Here is a 21,116-nt window from a genome sequence, read left to right as displayed (position 1 = left end):
TCTCGGTGGCGATTACTGGCACCCACTGAATGGTTACTGGATACCGGCTTCCGCCGGTATGACATCACAATGCAACGACCTGTTTTCATTCGTCATTCCGGAGAAAGCCGGAATCCAGTTATTCTCTTAGTGTAAGATCGCCCGGAATTATTGAGAAGTTACGTTTCATTTTCAAAAAAAGCCAGGAGGTTATGCCCACGGAACACACAGAAGGGCACGGAAGTTTTAAAGCGTTGCGAAGCAACGCATATTCCGTGAAATTCCGTGTATTCCGTGGGCAGTCTCTTTTGCCCCGATGGGGCCACTTTTTCCGCGCAGGGTCGCGGGCGCAGCCCGCGTTAGCGGTGGACAGTCCCCAGACCTTGTGCCAGGAACTACAACTGAGTGCCCCCTGAATGGTTACCTGTGCCTTATGGGCCAAAGCGGGCTGACCGCAACCCGGTTATCTGTTATTTTTTATCAGATAATCCAGATAACCGACAACCTATAACAATAACTTAAGATTATGAAGTTTATACCATCAATTCTGGAATATTTTTTCGAAGACAAAACAGCCAAAAGCAATATCCTGGTCCTGTTGAAATTTATTTTTGTCCTGCTGGTTATGGTGACTCTGTACACCGCGGTTTTTCATGTCATAATGGCATACGAGGGGCAAAAACCCTCGATTCTGGACGGCCTTTACTGGACCCTGGTCACCATGAGCACCCTGGGCTATGGGGATATTGCTTTTCACTCTGACCCGGGCCGGATGTTTTCCGTCCTGGTCCTGCTATCGGGAGTGATCTTCCTGCTGGTCATGCTGCCCTTTACATTCATCCGCTTTTTCTACGCCCCCTGGCTTGAAGCCCACAACAAGGCCAGGACCCCAAGGGAACTGCCGGAGAAGACCTCTGGACACGTTCTTCTCAGCAATTTCGATCACATGACGGCCAGCCTCGTGGAAAAACTCGGGCATCACAACTACCGCTACTGCATCCTGGTGCCGGAACAGCAAAGAGCTCTGGAACTGCACGACCAGGGCTACAAGGTCATGCTCGGGAACCTGGACGACATCAACACCTACCGCAAAGCCAGAGCCGACAGGGCTGAACTGGTCCTGTTCAACAACGACGACTATACCAACACCAACGCCGTTTTCACCATGCGCGAACTGAGCCGGAACACACCAGTGCTGGCTACAGCCGAATCCCTGAAAGCCTTGGACATCCTGCAGATGGCAGGCTGTTCCCAGGCGTACCAGTTTTCCGTCATGCTCGGTCAGGCCCTTGCCAGGCGGGTGCTGGGTGTCAGCATGCACGCCAATATCATCGGCCGCTTCAGCGACTTGCTCATTGCTGAAACACCGGCCATGCGTACTCCCCTGGTAGGCAAAAAAATCATTGACAGCAAGCTTCGCGAAACAACAGGAGTAAATGTGGTGGGGATCTGGGAAAGAGGCACCTTCACGATTCCCAGGCCCGACATGAATATCGGGTCTAATACAGTGCTGGTGCTGGCTGGATCCCAGGAACAGCTTGAAAAGTACGACGAGATATACGGCATCTACAACCTGTCCTTTGCCCCGGTGCTTATCCTGGGCGGGGGCCGTGTGGGCAGGGCCGCTGCAGATGCCCTGGCGGAAAGCGACATCGACTATCGCATAGTGGAGAAGAGTCAGCGCATTGTGGCTGACAAGGAAAAGTACGTGCTCGGCAATGCCGCGGATTTTCATACCCTGAAGCGGGCCGGGATAGACAAGACCCCTTCCATCATAATCACCACCAACAATGATGATCTCAACATCTACCTGACCATCTTTTGCCGCAAGCTGCGCCCGGAGATACAGATAATATCCAGGGCCAGCCGTGACAGAAGTATATCCAAACTGCACCAGGCCGGGGCCGACCTGGTCATGTCATACGCCTCACTGGGTGCCAACTCAGTGATCAACTACATCAAGGGCGACAATGTATTAATGGTGGCCGAGGGCCTGGATATCTTCCGGGAAAAGGTAGGCCCGGGTCTGAACAATAAGACCCTGAAACAGAGCGATATCCGCATGAAGTCCGGATGCAGCGTCATAGCCATAGACTCCCCCACAAAGGGCACCATAATCAACCCAGAACCTGATTACCATCTGCAGGAAGGAGACGAGCTGATTCTGATAGGAACATCCGATGCAGAGAAAAAATTCCTGTGTTCTTTTAAAAACGGCAACATATAAACAGATACAAATTGGAGCAGTCCCTGTGCCAGACGCTGAACCCTGTCATTGCTCGAATATTTCTTGTTATTTATGACAGGGTTTTCACCTGTAAGTCGCTGATACAAAGCCTGAAATGAAGAACGGTTACCTTACCCCCTTAAGTTCCGATATCCTTTAGCAGGACATTGTCCGGTGAGTTGCGGATGGCTTCTTCAAAACTATCCAGGGATGTACAGATCCTGTCCCAGGCCAGGTTCTGGACTACAGGTACATCCGAGGAGCCGGACTCATTCAGAGCCTTGAGAACATAGGCGATGCTCATGCTGTTTACATCCTTGCCAGGCTGATATTTTGAGCTCTCGCTTCCTGATATCTCCACCCTGACCACCAGCCCGGCCTGATAAAGGTCTTTGAGCACCTGGTTCACCAGGGTTACAGGCAGCTTCAACTGTTCACAGATCTCATCCGGTCTCACCCCGCCCAGCTCCCGCAGAAATCTCTGGATTACCAGGTGCATGACCAGCAGGCTGACTTTCTGCTTGTATACGGGGCTTATCTCCCGGACCTCGGCAGAATAAATGAAGCGGCGTACGTTCTGATAGGCGTAAGACAACTCGGCCCCAAGAAGGACTATCATCCAGCTGAGCTGAAGCCATACCAGAAACAGGGGCAGAGCTGCAAAGCTGCCGTAAATAGCGTTGTACCTGACCACCCCCACCTGAAAGTTCACGTACCCCCACTGCAAAAGCTGAAACATGGTACCGGAGATTATGCCTGCAATCAGCGCAGACCTGAAATGCACCCTGGTATTAGGCATGGCCATGAATAAAAATGTGAACAGCATCCAGATAATCACATAAGGCGTAAACTGTGCCCCCCACTGTAATACATCTGCAAACATGGCCAGCCAGCCTTCAGCCAGGTACTTGTAAATTTCCGCGGTCAAAAAAACCGTCAGGCTTCCTGACAAGATCACCAGCACCGGGGCCAGGACCATTACTGACAGATATTCAGTGAATTTGCGCACCCAGCTTCTGCCCTCTTCCACACCCCATACGGCATTGAAGGAAAGCTCAATGTGATCCAGCACCTTGATCACGGCCCAGAGCAAAAATAGAAAACCCACTCCGGCAATGACCCCTCCCCTGGTCACTTCCAGCATGGAGTAGGAAAACTTCACCACCTCGTCCAGGATATCTTCGTGGGCTCCCAGGAACTGTTCCAGCTGGTTCTGCAGCATGTCGTCCAGACCGAAGCCCTTGGCAATGCCGAAAGCCAGGGCCATAACCGGGACGATAGATAGCAGGGTATAATAAGTCAGAGAGGAGGCACGCATGGAGCAGTCATTGCGGACAAACCCATGCCCGGCAACCAGCAGAACCCTGAGGTGATGCACCAGGAAGGCCTGAATCCGGGACAGCCCCTGTTTATCCAAGCGCCAGATATCCGTCTTTACAAAATCCAGAACTTTCTTAAACATCCGGCATCACCCGGCCTTGCCCTGGCCTGCCGTGGCGGCGATGGCCTTCTGGATTTCCTCCTGATCCCCCAGGTACCTGCTTTCAATGGGGGTCAAGTCTTCATTGAGACGATAAACCAGAGGCACTCCGGTAGGGATGTTGAGCTTCAGGATTTCCTGATCGGACACCTGGTCCAGGTACTTCACCAGAGCCCTTAAACTGTTGCCGTGGGCGGCTATTATGAGCCTTTTTGCGGCCATGATCTGTGGGGCCAGGTAGTCATTCCAGTACGGCAGACAACGTTCCACAGTATCCTTGAGGCACTCGGCCGCGGGCAGTATCCTGGGATCCAGTCCGCGGTAGCGAAGGTCAAAACGCGGGTGGCGCTCGTCATCATAATCCAGTACAGGCGGAGGCAGTTCATAGCTCCTGCGCCACTGCAGCACCTGGTCATCTCCGTATTCAGCAGCGGTTTCGGACTTATTGAGACCCTGCAGGGCTCCGTAATGACGCTCATTGAGCCTCCAGGAACGCTGCACCGGGATCCACATGAGATCCATGCGGTCCAGAACCAGCCACAAGGTACGAACGGCCCTCTTGAGAACCGAGGTGTGAGCCAGGTCAAAAGTAATCCCTTCTGCCTTGAGAAGATCTCCGGCCAGTGCGGCCTGATCCCGCCCGTGAGGTGTCAGGTCCACGTCTGTCCAGCCGGTGAAACGGTTCTGTTGATTCCATTCACTCTCTCCGTGCCGCAGCAGTACCAGGGTATACATATCAGATTCTCCTTGTGTTTTATGTTCCAGGCACCAGCCTGCTTTTTTCGGCTTCCAGTCTATCCTTAAACTCCCGACGGGGCAAGATGAATTAATCCGCTCTATTTTTCTCCAACCCCTTGACATTTGGTCCAAGATTAGTCATGTTTTAAGACGAATCGAGCGGGTGTAGCTCAGTTGGTAGAGTACAAGCTTCCCAAGCTTGGTGTCGCGGGTTCGATCCCCGCCACCCGCTCCACTCCAGGCTTATTTCAACGTATTTACGTTTGTATGGGGTGGACCTATTGGTCCACTTTTTTTTTGACTGGAAAACGCCGAACAACTTATCTGTTTGAGACGCTTTCCATGGTGCATGGGGACTGTCCCCTGCTTTCCTAAAAAGCGCTGAACATATATCGAAGAACACTCTGCAGCAAGATGGATTACAAGGAAATTAGAAAACAGGTTGAAGACCTGGTCCAGGCCAATTGCACCCTCATGGGGCTTGAACCATGGGGTGTGGATCTTGCCCCCGGCACAGGCAGACAAAGGGGGATTCTCAGGGTGTTTGTTGACTCGCCCGGGGGCGTCACCATTGATCAGTGTGTCCAGTTGAGCCGTCAGTTGAGCGCTGCCCTGGACGTGGAGGACCTGATCCCCGGCTCCTACAATCTGGAGGTATCCTCCCCTGGTCTTTACCGCAGGTTTTACCGCCCGGACCAGATGCAGGCGTACGTCCGGGAAAAGGTAAAGATAACCCTCAGGGAACCCAGGGATGGAAGAAAAAATTTTACCGGTACCCTGCAGTCTGCAGAGAATGACACCATCAGCATCAAGACATCCCCTGATAAATCCTGGAGTTTTCAATGGGACGAGATAGACAAAGCCAGACTGGTGGAATAGCCTCTTCCAGCTTTTTTTGATATTTATTTATAACGGAGGAAGGCCATATGAGCCTGGAACTTAAAAAAATCATAGACCAGATCAGCAAGGACAAGGGCATTGACAGGGATATGCTGGTTGATACCCTGGAAGAAGCCGTGCGCTCCTCGGTCTACAGGAAGTACGGCAGCAATCTGGACATCGAGGTCAATTTCAATGAAGACAATGGTGAGATCGAGGTTTACCAGTTCAAGGTGGTTGTGGATGATATAGGAGACCCCAACAATGAGATCCTGTTGGAAGACGCCAAAGAACATGACCCCAACGTTCAGCTGGAAGACGAACTGGGTTTCACCCTGAATGTCAAGGACCTGGGACGTATTGCCGCCCAGTCCGCAAAGCAGGTTCTGATGCAGAAAATGCGCGATGCGGAACAGGAAATTATATATGAAGAATTCAGAGACCGCATCGGCGAAATCATCAGCGGCATTATCCAGCGCCGCGACAGGGCCGGCTGGATAATCAACCTTGGCCGCACCGAGGCACTGCTGCCCAGGGACGAACAGATACCCAAGGAAAGGTTTCACCGGGGGGACCGGGTGGAGGCTTATATCGTCGACATCCGCCGGGAAAGCCGGACCCCCCAGATTATCGTATCCAGGTCCCATCCGGAATACCTCACCTGCCTGTTCAAGCGGGAAGTACCGGAGATATCCGATGGTACCATAAAAATCATGAACGTGGTCAGGGATCCAGGCAAAAGGGCCAAGGTGGGGGTCATGACCAAAGACCTGGACGTGGATCCGGTAGGTGCCTGCGTAGGCGTCAAGGGCTCCCGCATTCACAATATTGTTCAGGAACTTAAGGGGGAGCGCATAGATATCGTAATCTGGAGCCCGGACATTGCCACTTACGCGGCCAATGCCCTGTCTCCGGCCAGGATATCCAGGATCACAGTGGATGAAGACGAAAAAACTCTGGAAGTGGTGGTTCCCGACGACCAGCTCACCCCTGCCATCGGCCAGAAAGGCCAGAACGTCAAGCTGGCTTCCAGCCTGCTGGGATGGAAAATAGACGTGTATACCGAGACCAGATACAACGAGGTTTACGAGCATTACCGGATTATGGAGCAACTGGCCAGCGCCGCCGGAATCTCCATCAGTGAGTTCAACCGAGAAGGCTTTGACAGCCTGGACAGCCTGTTGCAATCGACTGACCAGCAACTCAAGGAAAAACTGGACCTGACCGATGAAAACCTGGAAAACCTCAAAGGGGCCATAAATTTTCTAGGGCCTCAAAAACTGAATTTAACCGGAGAAGAACCCCTTCTCCAGGGTCAGATCCCGGAGAACAATGATCAAGGATAACACCCTGCCAGGTACAGGCATTCCCAGTACAAAGCATGTCCCCATGCGAACCTGCGTTGTCTGCCGCACAAAAAAACCCAAGGCAGACCTGTTGCGGCACGTCTGCTCCGGGAAAAAGGAACAAGGACTTGAACCTGACCCTGGACAGAAGAAGCCTGGAAGGGGTTTTTATATCTGCAAAAGCCCGGGGTGCTCCGGCGGAATAGCCAGATTTAAAGGCTGGCGGCATAAGTGCAACAGGGGGAACGACAATGACCACTAAAATGAGAGTGAGAGATATTTCACAGGAACTGGGCATCTCCAACAAAGAGCTTATCCATCTCTTAAGAGATCTGAATATCCAGGTCAAAAGCCATATGAGCGGTCTTACAGAGGAACAGGTCGAGCTTGTGCGTGAACGTCATAAAAACGGTGCAGATCAAAGTGTCACCCAGAGTATGGCCAAAAGCGGGGTCATAGTCAGGAGAAGAAAAAAACCAGACCCGGCAACTGCAGACCCTTCAGTTCCCCCTGAAGATATAATCACGCCTCCTGCGGATGAAGATATTAAAACCGTTCCGGAACACCCTGAAAAAGCCCCTGAAGCTGCACAAGAGCCGAAAATAGAACAGGAAACCGTTTCCACAGACATAACCCTGCCTCCGGATCAGACTTCCAAAGAACAGCCGGCGGCGAAAACACCAGGGCCGGAACAGCAGGATAAAGAAAAAAAGCCGGGCAAGCCTGCTCCTGGAGGTAGAAAGACCAGAAAAAAGAAGGCTCCCCCCGAAGAACCCAGAGTCAAAGTCATTTCCAGGCCCGAGCCCGAAACAGCGCCCAAAACCCCGCTCATGCCTGAAATAAAAAAGCCTGAGGTCCCGGGGCCTGCCCCTGGAAAGGCCGCCCCTGCAGAAGCACCTGCTGCTGATGATGATTCCAGGGAGGTCAAGAAAAAACGCAGGAAGAAAAAGGACAAAAAAGACAAGCGTGTGGTCGAGTTCGACAGCACACTACCGGACAGTGCCGCACAGAAGCAGTCCAAGACCACTTTTAGAAAGCAGAAGACATCTCCTGTGTCGGACAAGACAGGGGGCAGGTTGAAACCCGGCCGAAGCAGAAAGCCCAGGACCGAGCCCAGGGTTCAGGAAATACTGCAGCCCACCAAGGCCTTCAAGAAGAAGATCCGCATAGACGAGGCCATCAGGGTCTCGGATCTGGCTAAACAGATGGGCATCAAGGCCCAGGAGATCATCAAGACCCTTCTGGGACTTGGAATCATGGCCACCATCAACCAGTCCATTGATCTTGAAACCGCCTCCATCGTGGCGGCGGAGCACGGATATGAAGTAGAAAAAACCGGGTTTTCCGAGGAAGAATTCATAATCCCCAGAGACAAGGACAAACCAGAAGAAATGCTTCCCCGGCCGCCGGTGGTAACCATTATGGGACACGTGGACCACGGCAAGACCTCGCTTTTGGACTCCATCCGCAAATCCAAGATTGCTTCCGGTGAAGCCGGGGGGATCACCCAGCACATAGGAGCCTATTATGTGGGTTCCAACCGGGGGGATATTGTCTTTCTGGATACACCAGGACACGAGGCCTTTACCGCCATGCGGGCCAGAGGAGCCCAGATCACGGATATAGTCATACTGGTGGTGGCTGCCGATGACGGGGTCATGGACCAGACACGTGAGGCGGTCAACCATTCCAGGGCCGCTGGTGTGCCCATCGTGGTGGCCGTGAATAAAATTGACAAGGAAGACTCCGACCCGGACCGGGTCAAAAGAGAGCTGGCAGAACTGGGGCTTGTGCCCGAGGACTGGGGTGGAGATACCATCTATACCCATGTCTCGGCCAAACAGGGCATCGGCATTGACGATCTCCTGGAAATGGTCCTGCTGCAGGCCGAGGTGCTGGAACTGCATGCCAATCCCAACAAATTTGCCGTCGGCCATATCGTAGAAGCCAGACTGGACAAGGGTCGCGGTGCCCTGGGCACAGTGCTGGTGCAGGGCGGCACCCTGAAACATGGAGATGCCTTTGTATGTGGACTTTATCACGGTAAAATCCGGGCCATGTTCAACGACAAAGGCAAGAAGATTGACCAGGCCGGACCGTCTGTCCCGGTGGAAATCCAGGGTCTGGAGGGAGTTCCTGAAGCTGGTGACGAGTTCGTGGTGGTCCAGGACGAAAAGGTGGCCAGACGCATCGCCGAAACAAGGCAGACCAAACAAAGGGACAAAGACCTGGCCAGAGAGTCCAAAATCACCCTGGAGAGCTTTCTGGCATCCAAGGCGGAAGGTGGGATGCACCAGCTCAACCTGGTGGTCAAGGCGGACGTGCAGGGCTCTCTGGAAGCCATTGCCGAAGCCCTGAACAAGCAGTCCACCAGCGCGGTCAAGATCAATATCATCCACGGCGGCGCAGGATCCATCTCCGAGTCGGACATCATGCTGGCCTCGGCCTCCTCGGCTATTGTTATCGGTTTCAATGTCCGGCCTACTCCCAGGGTCAAGGAAGTCGCCGAGAGAGAAAGCGTGGAAATACGCTTTTACGATATCATCTACAACCTGGTAAACGATATCAGGGACGCCATGGCCGGTATGCTGGATCCTATTATCAAGGAGGAATACCTGGGGCAGGCACAGGTGCTGCAGACCTTCAGCGTGCCCAGAGTGGGCATGGTGGCCGGCTGTATGGTCATGGACGGCAGGCTCATCCGCAACGGCAAGGCCCGGCTTCTACGCGACGGTGTCGTGGTGTACACCGGCAGCCTGAGCTCCCTCAAGCGGTTCAAGGAAGACGTCAAGGACGTCACCAAGGGGTACGAGTGCGGAGTGGGACTGGATAAATTCAACGACATCAAGGTCGGGGATATTATCGAGGCCTACCAGGAGAGAGAGGAAAAGGCTACACTTTAAATCAGGGGACAGAGGTCAGAGGTCAGAAGTCAGAGGTCAGAAGTCAGAAGTCAGAGGTCAGAGGTCAGAGGTCAGAGGTCAGTAGTCAGAGGTCAGAGGTCAGAAAGAGGAAAGACAGATGAGAGTTATGCACTGAAAGTTTTTCCGTTATTACTGTTTGTCATGATAATGCTTTTGTCGCAGTAAAGAGCAGTGACAATCTGCTGAGCAGTTGCAACAGAATGATGATTGGAACACTTTATATAAAAATCCGCCTGCACGGGATAACTTCGCTGAAGGCCAAGCGCAGGATCAGCAGCAGCCTGAAGCAGAAGCTCAAAAACAAGTTCAATCTGGCGGTGGCCGAAATAGGCTCTGAAAACAGCCTGGACCACCTGGAAATTGCCATGGTCACTCTGGCCAACGACAAGCTCCGGGTAGAGGAAATACTGAACAAGGCCCTGCAGATGGTGGAAGCTGTTTCCGCTGACGATCTGCAGGAAGTTAAAATAGAGGTGTTTTAGACAGTTATGCAGCCTGCAACATCAAGACGGGCCACCAGGATGGCCGACAGCATCATGCGGGAACTGGGGCGTATAATAGTGCTGGAAGCCCAGGATCCACGCCTGCACCTGGTGACCATTACCGGGGTCCTCATGAACAAGGACCTGAGCATCGCCCGGGTCATGTATACCCATATCCATGGTCCTTCCCCGGAACTGGAAAAAGCTCTGCATAGTGCCCGCGGATTTTTACGGTCCACCCTGGGCCAGAACCTTAAAATGCGGTATGTTCCAGAACTCAGGTTTGAGTGGGATGTATATCTGCAGGAGATGGTGTATGATTCCAGTGCCCGGTAAACTGACCCAAGCCCTGAAAACCGGCGACAACTTTCTTGTAACCTCGCATGTAAAGCCTGACGGCGACTCCATAGGCTCCATGGCGGCCACGGGACATATCCTGAAAAGTCTGGGCAAAAACTTTTCCCTGTATAACGAGAGCGGGCTGCCCAGTAAGTATGCCTGGCTGGACCTGCCTTCTGACCTGCATACAAGCCCCCCTTACAATGACGTTGAATGCATCATTGTCCTGGACAGCGCATCCGCAGAACGTCCTGGGGATTACATCGCCGGCATGATCAAGGAGGTGCCCACCATAAATATTGACCACCACCCGGACAATCCCGGGTTCGGCTCAATAAACTGGGTGGACCCGGGATATTCATCGGTTGGAGAGATGATATCCCTGCTTGCCGGAGAGCTGGGCATTGAACTTAATGGTCCCATGGCCCAGGGTATCTACCTGGCCATTGTCTCGGATACAGGTTTTTTCAGCTTCGGCAATACCACCCCCGGGGTGCTGGAACTTACGGCTTTCATGCTGCGTCAGGGGCTGGATACCGGCAGACTCAACCCCATGATCACCAATCAGTGGTCCCAGGGCAGGATCCGCCTGCATGGTTTGGCCCTGCAGCGCTCCGAGTTCATTGACAGAGGGCGTATCGGCATCATCAGCGTAACCAGAGAGATGCTCAAAAATACCGGCACCGGACCGGAGGACTGCGAAGGTCTGGTAAACACGCTTCTCAAAGTGAACGGGGTGAAAGTGGCCTGCACCCTGCGCGAGGACGAAGACGGACGGGTCAAGATAAGCCTGCGCAGCGCCGGCACCGATGACGTGAGCAAAATAGCTTCCAGACTGGGGGGCGGCGGGCACAAAAATGCCTCTGGAGGCATCATCAATGCTCCCCTGCAGGAAGCCCGGGAAATGGTCATCTCATCAGTCCGCAGGAACCTGGGGTGAAGCCCGGCGGAAATGCCCCTGAGGGCAGACTTCACGAAAAAAAACACCCAAGCGGGGTGCTGGTGCTGAACAAACCCGGTGGTCCTACCTCCACGGCCTGCCTCAACAGGATCAAGGCCCGCTTCAAACTTAAGAAAATCGGCCATGCCGGTACCCTGGATCCCATGGCCCGGGGAGTTCTGGTGGTCCTGCTGGGGCAGGCCACCAAACTGGCCCCATATATCACTGAAGGTTTCAAGACATACTGGGGCGTCATCCGCCTGGGAGTCAGAACCGACACCTATGACACTCAGGGGACGGTGCTGGAGGAGAAAGACTGGACCGGTGTCTCCCCGGACCAGGTAAGAAAGGAAATCAAAAGCTGGGAAAGCCTCAAACAACAGACTGTTCCTCCGGTTTCGGCTGCCAAGCACCAGGGACAAGCCTTTCATGCCCTAGTGAGAGCTGGACAAGAGGTCCCCTGCAAGACTAAGGAGATAAATATTTACCAGGCTGCAGTTCTAAATATTGAGCTGCCCCTGGTGGAATTCCGGACAACCTGCTCCGCCGGCACCTATGTACGGTCCCTGGCCCACAGCCTGGGGATGCGCCTGGGATGCTGCGCGGCCCTGGCAGACCTTGTCCGTGAAAAAAGCCATCCCTTTTCCCTGGACCAGGCAGTGGACCTGGACAGCCTCCTGGAAAAAAGGGACCTGGAAGAGCACCTGTTGTCCATACCAGCAGCCCTGTCTCACTGGACCCGCATCAGTCTGGACCGTGAGCAGGAAAAACTGGTACGTAATGGACGACCCGTTGATGCCCGGGGATTTTCCGGCGATGCACCCCGGCAGCCCTCCAGGGCCCTGCTGATTTCCATGGATGGCTTTGCCCTGGCCCTGGCCGAGGCCCGAAAACAGGATGGCCGGTGGGTGTGGTCCATAGTCAGGGGATTATGGACATGATTTGTTATTATTCTATTCTAAGGAGGATAATGCTGTGGTGATGCAACCCAAGGATAAGTCCAAGGTCATTGAGGAATTCAAACATCACGAAAACGACACTGGCTCTCCCGAGGTCCAGGTGGCCCTGCTGACGGAACGTATCAAATACCTTACCGAACACTTCAAGACCCACAAAAAGGATTTTCATTCCCGTACGGGTCTGTTGAAGCTGGTAGGCAAAAGACGCAAACTTCTCAATTACCTCAAGGAAAAAAATGTCGAGCGTTACCGCCGGCTGATCTCCAGGCTGGGTCTGAGAAAATAGCCCGGCAAGCAACGGTGGACCATGCATGCATGCGTACCTGTCAAATACAGCCATTTTGGTGCCGGTTTTTTGAGCCGGACAGGTACGCAAATGCCTGCATTACCCGTGAAAAAAGATTTCTTCTTATCCCGAGATCCTGCACGGCGCGTGGCGCAATGTACCGGATTCAACACAACAGTTGCCGCAATTTATTATCAAACTACAATCTGCAACTATTCATAAAGGATCGATAACTATGCTGAAAGATTTTAATAGTACCAAGATCACTTCCCTGGCCGGTGATTACAAACTTGTTTTTGAAACCGGCAAGATGGCCAACCAGGCCCATGGCTCGGTCCTGGTCCGGAGCGGAGATACTGTGGTCCTGGCAACCGCTGTAACACAGCCTATGCTGAACAATCCGGGATTTTTCCCCCTTACGGTCAATTACCAGGAAATGTCCTATGCCGCGGGTAAAATTCCCGGGAGTTATTTCCGCCGGGAAATCGGGAGACCAAGCGAGCGCGAGACACTGATCTCCAGGCTCATCGACCGCTCCATCAGGCCGCTTTTTCCTGAAACTTTCAAGGATGAAGTCCAGATCATGGCCACGGTGCTTTCAGCTGACTCCGTAAGTGACCCGGACATACTGGCTATCAGCGGGGCCTCGGCAGCCCTGCATATGTCCAAAATACCATTTTTGGGCCCCCTGGCCGGGGCCAGGGTGGGCTACATCGATGACGAATTCATCCTGAACCCGAGCATGAAGCTCCTGGACCAGAGCGATCTGAACCTCATGGTGGCCTCCACCCGGGACGGCGTGGTAATGGTGGAGGGCGTGGCTGATTTTCTGCCCGAAGAAATCGTGGCCAGGGCTATAGACTGGGCCAGGCAGCAGGTCATACCCATCCTGGACAGCCAGGAAGAACTGCGCAGCCTTTGCGGCCATGACAAAATGGAAATCCCGGCAGATCCGGAAAGAGACCCGGAACTGGAAGAAATGGTCAAACAAATGGCGGCCGGCGACCTGGCCCGGGCCCTGGAAACCCCTGGCAAAATGCACAGAAAGGAAGCCAGATCAGAGGTCAGAGACCGGGTGGAGGCCTCCCTGCAGGAAAAGTTCGGTCCGGAATCCCAGCGACTGGAAAAGTTCGGGGAAATATTCAAAGGCCTGGAAAAAAGCATAATGCGGGAAAAGATCAGCTCGGAAAAGATCCGCATCGATGGACGGGACTTGAAGACCGTTCGCCCGCTGAGCATCGAGGTGGGCCTTTTGCCCCGCACCCATGGCTCCGCCCTGTTCAGCCGCGGGGAAACCACCGCCCTTAGTATAGCCACCCTGGGCAGCTCCACAGATATTCAGCACATCGAGACCCTGTCCGGGGACAGCAGCAAGAGCTTCATGCTGCATTACAACTTCCCCCCTTACTGTGTGGGAGAGGTAAAGTTTCTGCGCGGGCCGTCCAGGCGGGAAATAGGACACGGAGTTCTTGCTGAACGGGCTATTCAGCCTGTGCTGCCCTCTTCAGAGGAATTCCCCTTTACCATCCGCCTGGTATCAGAAGTCATGGACAGCAACGGCTCATCCTCCATGGCCACTGTCTGCGGAGGCACCCTGGCCCTGATGGATGCGGGAGTCCCGGTGAAAGAGCCAGTAGCCGGCATAGCCATGGGACTTATCCGGGAAAATGACGAATATCTGGTGCTTACAGACATCCTGGGAGACGAGGATCATCTGGGGGATATGGATTTTAAAGTGGCCGGCACTTATGAAGGAATAACCGCTGTGCAGATGGATATCAAAATTGCAGGCATCCCTACAGTTGTCATGCACCAGGCCCTCGAACAGGCCCTGGAAGCCCGCAGGCACATCCTGGACCAGATGAAGCTGGTGATTGACAAGCCCAGAAAAGAACTCTCCCCGTTTGCTCCCAAGATGGAAGTCATCCATGTGGACACCAACAAAATCAAAGACGTGATAGGCCCCTCCGGCAAGCACATCAAAGCCATAACCGCTGAAACCGGGTCTTCCATAGACATAGAGGATTCCGGGAAAATATCCATCTTTGCTCCATCCGAAGAAATCCTGCAGAAGACCAAGGAAATGATCCTGTTCTATAATCAGAAGCCGGAACTTGGAAAGGATTATCAGGGACAGGTCACCAGGATACTGGACTTCGGGGCTGTGGTGGAAATCCTGCCGGGACTGGACGGACTGGTGCACATCTCCCAGCTGGATACCGGGAGAGTGGAAAAGGTATCTGACGTGGTCAAAATCGGGGACAAAATCAAGGTCAAAGTCATCGAGATCGATGACCGGGGCAAGGTCCGCCTGAGCCGCATGGCCGTACTAATGGAAGAACAGGGTAAGACCTATGACCTGTCTGCGGCATCCAGGCCCGGACCCAAGAAAGGCGGTGGCCGAACCGGCGGGCCTCCCAGGGGTGGGGGCGGCCGCAGGTAGCAGTGTCGGAGAAGGCATGGAACTTGGCGGGCAATAAAATCAGGGAGTTATCCAGTCCATCATCCAGGCTTACCGTCTGTATATTGACTTTTTGCAGGTGCGTCTGCAGGGTTGTACTCGAAATGCATATGCCGGATAAAACCTGCATTTACATATTCTTTGTCCCCGCCCAACGGCAGGCTCTGCATTTTCCGGGGAAGCTTGCGCACCCAGTTGCGGGCTGCCTGATCCCCGGCCAGCAGCAAAGCCCCTTTTAAAGAGGTGTTGCCTGCGACCCTGCACTTGTGCGAGGCCCCTCTGGGCAAAAAACCCAGTTCTTCCAGATCCTGCATCCTGACATGCTCTCCCAGGGCCCCGGCCAGGTAGATACGCGGCACCTGCTGCATGGACATGGAAGTCTTCTGCAGCAGGTAATCCAGGCCAAGGGTAAAAGCGGCCTTGACTTTGAGTATTTCCTCCACGTCCCTGCCTTCAAGGAAAAACTTATTTCCTACCGCAACCCTGTTTCCCTGCATCTCCACCTTATCCGCCAACCTGCTGCCCGGTTGCCTGAACCGCCCTGCGGTATCCATGCACCTCAGCCTCAAGAGAAGGCTTATCAATGCCACGTAACCGCTGCCGGAAACCCGGCCGTTCCAATCTTTTGTATCAGGCTGGATACCCTTCCCGGTATAATCAAACCCGGTGGCAACACTCTCCCCGAAAGGACTGCCGAACCTGAGCCCCACACCTTCAAGGGCCGGCCCCATGGCCACACTGGTACAATAGTATTGCCCAGGGCCTGTGGCCAGTACCATCTCTCCGTTGGTGCCCAGGTCCAGAAACAGAAACGGAAAATCCGCTTTTTCTTTCAGGCGCAGCCAGGCTAGACCGGATGAAACATCCGCTCCCACAAAAGGGGACAGTAAGGGGGGAATGAAAACCTCCTGCTGTATACCCGGCAGACTGAAATAACCGCCGGCAGTGTCACCCAGGCTGTAAGGATGCCCCAAAAGCCCGGATATATCCAGGCCGAGCAAAATATGTATCATGGCTGGATTGCCGGTAAGTGCAGCCGGCATGATTATGTCCGGCAGAGCCAGTATCTTTCTCACCTTTTCTAAAACAAGCTCCTGCAGTTGCCCGAAGTTTTCCAGGCTTTCAGCAGCATAAGCCAGCCTGGACATGACCTCACTTCCGGCACCCATCTGGGGGTTTAAGCCCGAGCCCTTGCTGATGCTGGAACGAGGATGCATAAAACCCCATTTTATGCTGGTGGTGCCCAGGTCCACCCCGGCAGCCAGGGGGCTGAAATCAGAGCTCCATTCAAATATTTCCAGGCTTTGCTGCTGCGGGACCTCAAAAACCATATCTGAGCCCGGCAAATGAGCACATGCCAGGCGATGGCCCCGGCTTAGCTCCCCGGCACTCAAATACTCCCTGTCCCTGGATGAAGGCTGCGGCGCACCAGAATGAAATATCACCCTGCAACTGCCGCACAGGCCCAGCCCGGAGCAGAGGGGCACCCCGGCCAGAAAGCCGGTTTTAAAAAGGTTTGCGGCCAGGGTCGCACCGGCATCCAGGTAATAATGCCCTGGAACATTGTTTTCAAAAATTTGTACTCTTGTCACTTGCATCCTCGACAGGATAACCTTATGCTAAGGGCTTTGAGCCGGCGGATTGAAATGCCCGACATTTGCGCATACACAAAATCCAGCAGACCTGCAAGCCGGCGGCGGACAGCACCAGAACCTATTCATCCACCAGGAGCTGAAAAAAGCAATGAGTGAGCAACCCCTTCTTGAATTGGACAACCTGCATCAGGTTCAAGCAGGCGAAAAAACAGTTTACCTTCTGGGAACCGCACATGTCTCGGAAAAAAGCGTCGAAGACGTCAAAAAGGCCGTGCAGCAGGTGCAGCCTGATACCATCTGTGTAGAACTGTGTGCATCCAGGTACCAGACCCTGATGCACCCGGACGTTTGGAAAAACACCGATATCTACCAGGTCATCAAGGAAAACAAGGCCTTGTTTCTGCTGGCTCAGTTGGGGCTGAGCGCATTTTACCGCAGGATAGGACAAAAGCTGGGAGTAAGGCCCGGGGCGGAGATGCTCGAAGGAGTCAAGCAGGCTGAAAGTACCGGGGCCGAACTTGTACTGGCGGACAGGGATGTGAATATCACCCTGAAAAGAGTCTGGGGCTCGCTGTCCATGTGGGGCAAATTCAAGTTGTTGATGCAGCTGCTGGCAGGAATGGCCCTGCCCGGAGACATCAAGAAGGAAGACATCGAAAAACTCAAGGACAAGGACCAGCTGCAGGTGGTCATGGATGAATTCTCCAGGTCTTTTCCCCAGATTCAAAAGTCCCTGATAGATGAGCGCGACCAGTACCTGGCCCACAAAATTGCCAACAGCCCCGGCAGCAGCATCCTGGTCATCGTAGGAGCCGGGCACATCCCTGGAATCAAAAACTACCTGGACAAGGACATCGATACCGGCCCCCTTACGGCAAAGCCGGCAAAAGCCATCTGGCCCAGTCTGGTAAAGTGGGGAATTCCCCTGGTTATTGTCGGTCTGCTGGTGCTGGGCTTTGTTACTCAGGGGGCCCAGCACTCAGTGCAGTCAATCTATATCTGGATTCTGGTCAATGGGTTCTGTTCAGCCCTGGCTGTCAGTCTGGCCCTGGCCCACCCCTTTACCATCATGGCCGCCTTTGTAGCGGCCCCCATTACCAGCCTCAACCCCACCATGGCCGCGGGTTGGATAGCCGGCCTGGTGCAGGCCTGGGTCAAAAAACCACTGGTGGCTGATCTGGAAAACCTGCCCAAGGCCTTTACTTCCATAAAAGCCTTCTGGAAGAACCCGGTCTGCAGAATCCTTCTGGTGGTGGTCCTGGCCAACCAGGGCAGTGTTCTGGGGACATTTGTGGCCGGCACCTGGATCTTCACCAGAGTTGTGTAAGGAACAGAGGACAGAACTGACCACGGCCCCCGGTAACCATTCAGAACCGGCCCGGGGACAGTCCCCGCGACACCTTGTGAAGCTGCACTCAGCGGGGGACAGTCCCCTGGCCCGGTGCCAGTAATCATCACCGAGGACCCCCGGAATGGTTACGGCCCCCGGATCAACAGACTATCTAAGCATCTCCCTCAGGCCGTCCAGGACTTCCTGCAGGTTGTCCACGGCTTCGCGCAGGCCTTCGCGGAACTCGGGCAGGACCCTGTCTTCGCGGTCTTCACGTACAGGCAGTTCTTCATCGGTCTCCACCACCGGGGCCACTGCAGGCAGTTCTCCCACCAAAGCGTCAATGGAGTCCTCCAGGTTCTGGTGCATGACCACCTGCTCCGAATCAGCCAGGATTATCCTTCGAAGCTCCGGAAAATCCAGGGTATCGGGCTTCAAGAATACCGGTTCGGCATAAAGCAGAGAATCTCCTACAGGTATGACCAGCAGGATGCCTCTGGAGACCTCTGACCCCACCTGCCCCCAGAGGGTGAACTGCTCGGATATGACGGCATCATTGTCAATGCGGGCCTCCACCTGATTCGGCCCATCCACGTGCCTGCCAGATGGGAAGTTGTACAGCACCATTTCCCCCAGGTTTTCACCATCGCTTCTGGCGGCCAGCCAGCCCACCAGATTGTGTCTGTTTACAGGTGTAAAAGGCTGGATAAGCAGAAACTCTTCTTTTTCTTCCCCTGGAAGCCTGGCAACAATATAGTATGGCTGCAAAACCTCTGTTTGTCCGAAAGAGTGCTGGACCGGCACTGACCACTGATCCTCCTTGTTGTAAAAGACCACCGGATCCTGCATATGGTATTCCAGAAGTTTCTGACTCTGAACTGTAAACAGGTCCAGAGGATAGCGGACATGATCTCTCAAATACTCCGGCATTTCCTCCAGGGGCTTGAAAAGATCCGGGAAAACAGCATCATAGGTCTGCACTACTGGATCGTCCGGGTCTGATATGTAGTAATCCATGTGACCGTGATAGGCATCAGCCACAGTCTTGACGCTGTTGCGCATGTAGTTGAAAGCTCTCTGCCATGGGGCTGAATAGGGATACCTGGAGGTAACGGTATAGGCATCCTGAATCCAGTAGACCTTGCCATCGGCCACCACGCTGTAGGCTTCACGGTCTCTTTGCAGGAAAGGAGTCAGCACGGAAAAACGCTCCGGAATGGTTCGCCGGTACTGGATAAGGCTTTCCCGGGTCACCTCGTTGGAAATCAGGATATTGATATCGCTGAATTTCCAGGCATACATGAGCCGGCGGAAAAACGAATCCAGCTTTACCCCGCCTTCTCCCTCGTAATGGGTGTATACCGGGCCTTCAGGGCCGGGATAGTTGAACTCCTGCATGCGGCTGCGCACTATAAGGTAGTCCAGACTCTTGAGTCCATAATAAATCTCGGGGCGTTCGAGTTCCACATTACCGGTGGGAGGCACGTCCCGGATAAAAAAGCCCGGTCTTCCTCCGGACTCCACCTCCGTCACCGGAGTCATGGCCACGCCGTAGCCGTGGGTGAACTGCAGCCTGCGGTTGACCCAGCGCTGGGCTTCACTGGGCAGCTTGTCCGCGGACAACTCCCTGGTGGCCAGCATGACCTGCCTCAGCTCATCATCTACCATGTAGCGGTCGGTGTGCACCTGCAGGAAATCATAGTAAAGCCGGAAGAACTGGATCTGGTTGTAGCTTTGAAGCAGAGGACCTTCATCCCACAGACGGACATTGCGCACCGTGCCCTTATTATCCTCTATGGTCTGTCGATCCATTTCACCTCTGGCAGGATGGCGCTGAGAAACAATATTGTCCAGCCCATAGGCCTGTCTGGTGAAATTAATATTGTGCTCCAGGTAATCGCGTTCCCGGGCCAGTTCACTGGGTTCCACCACAAAGCGCTGCACCAGTCCGGGCGCCAGATGCACCAGCACAATATTCAGGCCGAACCATGCTGCCAGGGCCACAACCATGAGCTGCCTGCCCCGGTAGAAGGGTGCTGCAGCCAGTACTCCGGCAGCAGCCAGGGCCACAAGGGTCATAACCGCCAGGCCGGGGCGCAGCACCTTGTCTTCGGTAAACCCTATGCCGTAGACAGCCCCCATGGTTGAATTGAGCAGGTCATAACGGTCCAGCCAGTGTCCCAGAGCCATGAGCAGAAGCACCCCTGCTCCCAGAAGGGCCAGATGGGTTCTGACCCTGCCGGTCAGGCTGAACTGTTCCCCGCGCAGCAGGCTGTTCAGGAAATAGTATGCCGCAACTATTATCAGCACGAATATCACGGCTACCAGCAGCCAGGAGCGGACAAAGTCCAGCATGGGCATGGAAAAGACATAAAAGCCCAGATCCCTGCCGAAAATGGGATCCGACTCCCCAAAAGGCACCTGGTGAATGTAGAGCAGGACGGTTTCCCACTGGCCGGCAAAGGACCTGCCCAGCACCACCGCCCCAAGGACGGCGACGCAGGCGGAAGCCCACAAAAGCAGAGTCCGGGCCTTGTAATACAACTGCAGGGGTACCTCCTGGTTAATCAGGCGCAGGTTGATGATATTTTTGTGGGCCATGTAAATGTTGGGCACGGCCAGTAACAGTAATACTGCAAGCCCCAGAAAGAACAGCCCTACACTGGTGAACAGCACTTTGAGGATCACCTGTTGGTAGCCAAGGCTGCTGAACCAGAGCCAATCGGTATAAAATGACTGGGCCCAGCCGATTCCCGAAAGAATCAGAATCAGGGCCACAACCACAATGCCTACCTTGGCCAATCTGTATATCTTGGAAAAATCCAGGTCTTCCAGCCTGAATTGCGGCATCTGCTGCCCTCTGGGATCATTGGGACCGAATAAATTGGACATCTAAATAACCTCTATGAAATTAGATAGTTAAAAGTTAAGTATCTGGAAATTATAATTTTTTGATACAATACCGTTAGGCGCTTAGCACAAATTTCGGAACAAACATGTTGGTCGTAAAAATCGGTTCCTGGTTCCTGGTTCTTACCTCTCGTTCCCAGGCTCCAGCCTGGGAACGTTTAGTTCTTGCGGCTCCAGCCGCTTCTTAAAAAATGTAGCTGGAGCCACAAAAAAGAAAAAAATCCTTGCTTGCATGTTTGTA

Annotated in this window: 16 protein-coding genes and 1 tRNA gene; 13 read left to right on the top strand and 4 right to left on the bottom strand. The window is 53.9% G+C overall.

Translation table 11 applies throughout. The features are described 5' to 3' along the window. Positions 1–505 precede the first annotated feature (505 nt). A complete protein-coding gene (locus tag QZP87_RS00445; protein WP_291320957.1) occupies positions 506–2,206 on the top strand; it encodes an NAD-binding protein in 1,701 nt (566 codons plus the stop codon). A gap of 139 nt (positions 2,207–2,345) precedes the next feature. Here the strand turns inward: QZP87_RS00445 and QZP87_RS00440 are convergent, their stop codons facing one another. Together QZP87_RS00440 and gpmA are read right to left on the bottom strand one after the other, a co-directional pair. After that, the gene (locus QZP87_RS00440; protein ID WP_291320956.1) at positions 2,346–3,668 is read right to left on the bottom strand and encodes a YhjD/YihY/BrkB family envelope integrity protein; all 1,323 of its coding nucleotides are present in this window, start codon (positions 3,666–3,668) and stop codon (positions 2,346–2,348) included. Between the two features lie 6 nt (positions 3,669–3,674). Then, positions 3,675–4,421, bottom strand: a complete 747-nt coding sequence (gene gpmA, locus QZP87_RS00435) for a 2,3-diphosphoglycerate-dependent phosphoglycerate mutase (protein WP_291320955.1) — start codon at positions 4,419–4,421, stop codon at positions 3,675–3,677. Between the two features lie 162 nt (positions 4,422–4,583). On the opposite strand from gpmA, the gene QZP87_RS00430 reads away from it, so the two are divergent. The 11 genes from QZP87_RS00430 (at position 4,584) to pnp (ending at position 15,022) form a co-directional block, all read left to right on the top strand. After that, positions 4,584–4,659: transfer RNA gene (locus QZP87_RS00430), tRNA-Gly, on the top strand. A 179-nt stretch (positions 4,660–4,838) separates the two neighbouring features. Next, positions 4,839–5,303: a ribosome maturation factor RimP gene (locus QZP87_RS00425; RefSeq protein WP_291320954.1), complete on the top strand. Its 465-nt coding sequence runs from the start codon at positions 4,839–4,841 to the stop codon at positions 5,301–5,303. Positions 5,304–5,350: 47 nt separating this feature from the next. Continuing rightward, the gene (nusA, locus tag QZP87_RS00420) at positions 5,351–6,649 is read left to right on the top strand and encodes a transcription termination factor NusA (RefSeq protein WP_291320953.1); all 1,299 of its coding nucleotides are present in this window, start codon (positions 5,351–5,353) and stop codon (positions 6,647–6,649) included. Beyond that, the gene (locus QZP87_RS00415; RefSeq protein WP_363330968.1) at positions 6,636–6,911 is read left to right on the top strand and encodes a YlxR family protein; all 276 of its coding nucleotides are present in this window, start codon (positions 6,636–6,638) and stop codon (positions 6,909–6,911) included. Before nusA ends, QZP87_RS00415 begins: the two co-directional genes overlap by 14 nt. Continuing rightward, positions 6,901–9,552, top strand: a complete 2,652-nt coding sequence (infB, locus tag QZP87_RS00410; protein ID WP_291320952.1) for a translation initiation factor IF-2 — start codon at positions 6,901–6,903, stop codon at positions 9,550–9,552. Before QZP87_RS00415 ends, infB begins: the two co-directional genes overlap by 11 nt. 221 nt (positions 9,553–9,773) lie before the next feature. After that, entirely contained in the window at positions 9,774–10,055 is a 282-nt protein-coding gene (locus tag QZP87_RS00405) for a DUF503 domain-containing protein (protein WP_291320951.1), read from the top strand. Positions 10,056–10,061: 6 nt separating this feature from the next. Further along, positions 10,062–10,391 (top strand): 30S ribosome-binding factor RbfA, encoded by a 330-nt coding sequence (gene rbfA, locus QZP87_RS00400; RefSeq protein WP_291320950.1) that lies wholly within the window; start codon positions 10,062–10,064, stop codon positions 10,389–10,391. Beyond that, positions 10,372–11,334 (top strand): bifunctional oligoribonuclease/PAP phosphatase NrnA, encoded by a 963-nt coding sequence (locus QZP87_RS00395; protein ID WP_291320949.1) that lies wholly within the window; start codon positions 10,372–10,374, stop codon positions 11,332–11,334. Before rbfA ends, QZP87_RS00395 begins: the two co-directional genes overlap by 20 nt. Then, a complete protein-coding gene (truB, locus tag QZP87_RS00390) occupies positions 11,331–12,275 on the top strand; it encodes a tRNA pseudouridine(55) synthase TruB (protein ID WP_291320948.1) in 945 nt (314 codons plus the stop codon). The genes QZP87_RS00395 and truB overlap by 4 nt, the downstream gene beginning before the upstream one ends. Before the next feature lie 34 nt (positions 12,276–12,309). Continuing rightward, a complete protein-coding gene (rpsO, locus tag QZP87_RS00385; protein WP_291320947.1) occupies positions 12,310–12,579 on the top strand; it encodes a 30S ribosomal protein S15 in 270 nt (89 codons plus the stop codon). A 235-nt stretch (positions 12,580–12,814) separates the two neighbouring features. Next, entirely contained in the window at positions 12,815–15,022 is a 2,208-nt protein-coding gene (gene pnp, locus QZP87_RS00380; RefSeq protein WP_291320946.1) for a polyribonucleotide nucleotidyltransferase, read from the top strand. Positions 15,023–15,081: 59 nt separating this feature from the next. Here pnp and QZP87_RS00375 read toward each other — a convergent pair whose 3' ends face one another. Further along, positions 15,082–16,632, bottom strand: a complete 1,551-nt coding sequence (locus QZP87_RS00375; RefSeq protein ID WP_291320945.1) for an ASKHA domain-containing protein — start codon at positions 16,630–16,632, stop codon at positions 15,082–15,084. A 151-nt stretch (positions 16,633–16,783) separates the two neighbouring features. Between QZP87_RS00375 and QZP87_RS00370 the strand changes: the two genes are divergently transcribed. Next, positions 16,784–17,962, top strand: coding sequence for a TraB/GumN family protein (locus QZP87_RS00370; protein ID WP_291320944.1), 1,179 nt, complete (start codon positions 16,784–16,786; stop codon positions 17,960–17,962). 171 nt (positions 17,963–18,133) lie between these two features. Here the strand turns inward: QZP87_RS00370 and QZP87_RS00365 are convergent, their stop codons facing one another. Beyond that, positions 18,134–20,857, bottom strand: coding sequence for a UPF0182 family protein (locus QZP87_RS00365; protein ID WP_291320943.1), 2,724 nt, complete (start codon positions 20,855–20,857; stop codon positions 18,134–18,136). Between the last annotated feature and the right edge of the window lie 259 nt (positions 20,858–21,116).

The organism is Desulfonatronospira sp. (genome assembly GCA_003563255.1).
In the GTDB taxonomy this organism is placed as follows: domain Bacteria; phylum Desulfobacterota; class Desulfovibrionia; order Desulfovibrionales; family Desulfonatronovibrionaceae; genus Desulfonatronospira.
Note: the sequence above shows the minus strand (reverse complement) of the source record. Positions and strands in the feature narration are given on the sequence as shown.

What these genes read in the sequence shown, in the direction of transcription:
- QZP87_RS00445 (WP_291320957.1), top strand. Translation starts at nt 506, where the DNA reads ATGAAGTTTATACCATCAATTCTGGAATATTTTTTCGAAGACAAAACA.
- QZP87_RS00440 (WP_291320956.1), bottom strand. Translation starts at nt 3,668, where the DNA reads ATGTTTAAGAAAGTTCTGGATTTTGTAAAGACGGATATCTGGCGCTTG.
- gpmA (WP_291320955.1), bottom strand. Translation starts at nt 4,421, where the DNA reads ATGTATACCCTGGTACTGCTGCGGCACGGAGAGAGTGAATGGAATCAA.
- QZP87_RS00425 (WP_291320954.1), top strand. Translation starts at nt 4,839, where the DNA reads ATGGATTACAAGGAAATTAGAAAACAGGTTGAAGACCTGGTCCAGGCC.
- nusA (WP_291320953.1), top strand. Translation starts at nt 5,351, where the DNA reads ATGAGCCTGGAACTTAAAAAAATCATAGACCAGATCAGCAAGGACAAG.
- QZP87_RS00415 (WP_363330968.1), top strand. Translation starts at nt 6,636, where the DNA reads ATGATCAAGGATAACACCCTGCCAGGTACAGGCATTCCCAGTACAAAG.
- infB (WP_291320952.1), top strand. Translation starts at nt 6,901, where the DNA reads ATGACCACTAAAATGAGAGTGAGAGATATTTCACAGGAACTGGGCATC.
- QZP87_RS00405 (WP_291320951.1), top strand. Translation starts at nt 9,774, where the DNA reads ATGATGATTGGAACACTTTATATAAAAATCCGCCTGCACGGGATAACT.
- rbfA (WP_291320950.1), top strand. Translation starts at nt 10,062, where the DNA reads ATGCAGCCTGCAACATCAAGACGGGCCACCAGGATGGCCGACAGCATC.
- QZP87_RS00395 (WP_291320949.1), top strand. Translation starts at nt 10,372, where the DNA reads ATGATTCCAGTGCCCGGTAAACTGACCCAAGCCCTGAAAACCGGCGAC.
- pnp (WP_291320946.1), top strand. Translation starts at nt 12,815, where the DNA reads ATGCTGAAAGATTTTAATAGTACCAAGATCACTTCCCTGGCCGGTGAT.
- QZP87_RS00370 (WP_291320944.1), top strand. Translation starts at nt 16,784, where the DNA reads ATGAGTGAGCAACCCCTTCTTGAATTGGACAACCTGCATCAGGTTCAA.
- QZP87_RS00365 (WP_291320943.1), bottom strand. Translation starts at nt 20,857, where the DNA reads ATGTCCAATTTATTCGGTCCCAATGATCCCAGAGGGCAGCAGATGCCG.